Here is a 3151-nt window from a genome sequence, read left to right on the forward strand (position 1 = left end):
GGATCTGCCGTTCGAGCGGCTCGTGGAGGAGCTGGCGCCGGAGCGGGACCTGTCCCGCAACCCGCTCTTCCAGACCATGTTCGTGCTCCAGAACGCTCCGGACGGTGATGCCTGGAACCTGCCCGGCCTTCGCGTCGAACCGATTCCCACCACGACGCACGACGCGAAGTTCGACCTGTCCATGTACCTCGCCGAAGCGCCGGACGGCGGCCTCGACGGTGCGATCGTCTACACCACGGACCTGTTCGACCGGACCACGATGGACCACCTCGTCGGACACTTCAGCACCCTGCTCGCCGCGGCGAGCACCCGGCCCGACGCGCGGCTGTCGGACCTGGATCCGCTCGACCCGGCGGAGCGGCGGCGGATCCTCGTCGAGTGGAACGACACCGCCACCGACTACCCGGACACCGCGACCATCCACCGGCTCTTCGAGGAACGCGCCGAACTGTCCCCGGAAGCCGTCGCGGTGACCTGTGGATCCGACACCCTGACCTACCGGGAGCTCAACGAGCGGGCCAACCGGCTCGCCCACCACCTGCGCGCCCACCACGACATCGCACCGGATACCCCGGTCGGCGTATGCCTCGACCGCAGCCCCGAGATGGTCTGGGCGCTGCTCGGGATCCTCAAGGCCGGCGCCGCCTATGTCCCCCTGGACCCGGACCACCCCGCCGACCGGCTCGCCTATCTGGTCGAGGACACCGCGACGCCGCTCGTGGTGACGCACACGAGCCACGCGGACCGGCTGCCCGCGGGCACCGCGTACCTCGCGCTCGACCGCGACCGGGCCGCGATCGCGGGGCAACCGGCCGACAACCCCGTCCCGACCGCCGGGCCGCACGACCTCTCCTACGTCATCTACACGAGCGGCTCCACCGGCCGACCCAAGGGCGTGCGCATCGAGCACCAGGGCGTTGTCAACTATCTCGCGGGCATGCAGCACGAGTTCCCGATCACCGAGGGGGAGGGCTTCCTCCAGGCGACACCGCTGTCCTTCGACGTGTCCGCCTACGAGATCTTCTGGCCGCTGTGGCGCGGCGCGAACGTCGTACTGGTGCCCGGTTCGGAACGCCTGGACATGCGTCACGTCAACGGGTTGATGCGCGAACACCGGATCGTCGGCCTGCACTTCGTGCCCAGCCTGCTGGAGCTGTTCGTCGCCGAGGTGCGCGCCGAGGACTGCACCCACCTGCGCTACGCCTTCGCCAGCGGCGAGCCGCTCCAGCCGACCCTGGTGAGCCGGTTCGTCGAGCGCTTCCCCGGCGATCTGATCAACCTGTACGGCGCCACCGAGGTGTCGGTGGACACCACGTTCTGGCGTGCCTCCCGAATCGATCCGCTCGGCCCCGTGCGGGCCGGTCGGCCGATGATCAACCAGACCGTCTACGTACTCGACCGAGCCGGCCGACCGGTGCCGCCGGGCGTCGCGGGCGAGGTGTTCCTGGGCGGAGCGAGCGTGGGCCGCGGATACCACAACCGCCCCGAACTGACCGCCGAGCGCTTCGTGACCGACCCGTTCACGGGCGGCGCGGACGCCAGAATGTACCGCACCGGCGACCTCGGCAGGTTCACCCCCACCGGCGACCTGGACCTGCTCGGTCGGGCCGACCGGCAGGTGAAGCTACGCGGCGTGCGGATCGAACTCGGCGAGGTCGAGGCCATGTTGCTCACCCACCCGACCATCGGGAGTTGTGCGGTGGTGGTCCGCGAGGACAACCCCGGCGACAAGCGCCTGACCGCCTACTGCGTACCTGCGCCCGAGCGGACCATCGAGGTACCGGAGTTGCGGGCCTGGTGCGCCGAGACCCTGCCGCGCGCCCTGACACCGGCCGCATTCGTGGCACTCGACGCGCTGCCGCTCACCTCGAACGGCAAGGTCGACCACAAGACACTGCCCGCGCCCGACGGTGAAATCGGCGTCCGAGAAGTGGATTTCGTGGGCCCCGAGGGCGAGATCGAGGAAGAGATTGCCCGGCTCATGGCGGAGATTCTCGGTGTCGAGCGGGTCGGCAGGCATGAAAGTTTCTTCGAACTCGGCGGCCATTCCCTCCTCGCCACCCAATTGGTCAACCGAATCGAGATGTCGACCGGCGTACGGGTGAGTCTGCGGAAGCTTTTCCTGCTGCCCTCGATCGCCGGTATCAAGACCCAGCTCATCGAATTGTTCGAAACGGAAGACCAGCCGTCCCAGTAATCGTCGGAATCATCGAAATCGTCCTTTCGCGAGCGCGTGGATAGATGGGAAACGAACATCATGGGCGAGAAGTCACTCGAGGCACGGCTGCTGTCCCGGATGCGGCAGCGCGCGAACAGCGGCCGCATTTCGCGCCGGGAGACGTCCGGTCCGCTGCGTCTGTCCTTCGCGCAGCAACGACTGTGGTTTCTGGACCGGTTGGCACCCGGCGGCGCCGAATACCTCATACCGTTCGGCCTGCACGTCGAGGGCCCGTTGCAGCTGCCCGCGCTGGAGACCGCCCTGACGGGCCTGGTCGCCCGGCACGAGATTCTGCGTACCCGCTTCGTTGCCGACGAGGGGGGTGAGCCGACCCAGGTGGTCGACGCTCCCTGGCGGGTGACCGTCACCGAACACGACCTGCGCGATACGACCGACGCGGGCACCCGGGAGAGCCGGGCACAGGAGCTCCTCAAGGCCCGGGCGGGTCGACCGTTCGACCTGGCGACGGGCCGCCTGCTGCGGGCGGACGTGGTCCGGGTGGCGGACGCTGAGCAGTACCTGCTGATCACGATGCACCACATCGTCTCCGACGGCTGGTCCGAAGGCATCATCGGCCGCGAACTGCGAGATGGATACGCGGCGGCTCTCGGGGCCGGTACGGCCGCGGTGAAGGTGCCGGAACCGCCGGCCCTGCAGTACGCCGACTTCTCGCAATGGCAGCGCCAGTGGTTGACCGGTGATGTGCTCGATCGACAACTCGGCTATTGGCGGGCGGCGTTGGCCGGCCTGGAGCCGCTGGAGCTACCCACCGACCACCGGCGACCCGTGGTTCGGAGCGACGGCGGGGACGCGGTCACGTTCACCATCGGGGCGGAACTCGCGGATCGGGTGAAGGCGATCGGTGCGGGGGAGGGCGCGAGCCTGTTCATGACCCTGCTCGCCGTCTTCCAGGTGTTGTTGTCGAAGTACAGC

2 protein-coding genes are annotated in these 3151 nt (G+C 68.8%); both read left to right on the forward strand.

The window, feature by feature from the left end:
- The coding region (locus ABZS54_RS42580) for an amino acid adenylation domain-containing protein (protein WP_355548729.1) at positions 1 to 2197 on the forward strand (2197 nt) is incomplete at its 5' end.
- A gap of 60 nt (positions 2198 to 2257) precedes the next feature.
- Positions 2258 to 3151, forward strand: an 894-nt coding sequence (locus tag ABZS54_RS42585) for a condensation domain-containing protein (protein ID WP_355548732.1), incomplete at its 3' end; no start/stop codon positions are given.

The sequence above is a fragment of the Embleya sp. NPDC005575 genome, from assembly GCF_040605455.1.
Lineage (GTDB): Bacteria > Actinomycetota > Actinomycetes > Streptomycetales > Streptomycetaceae > Embleya.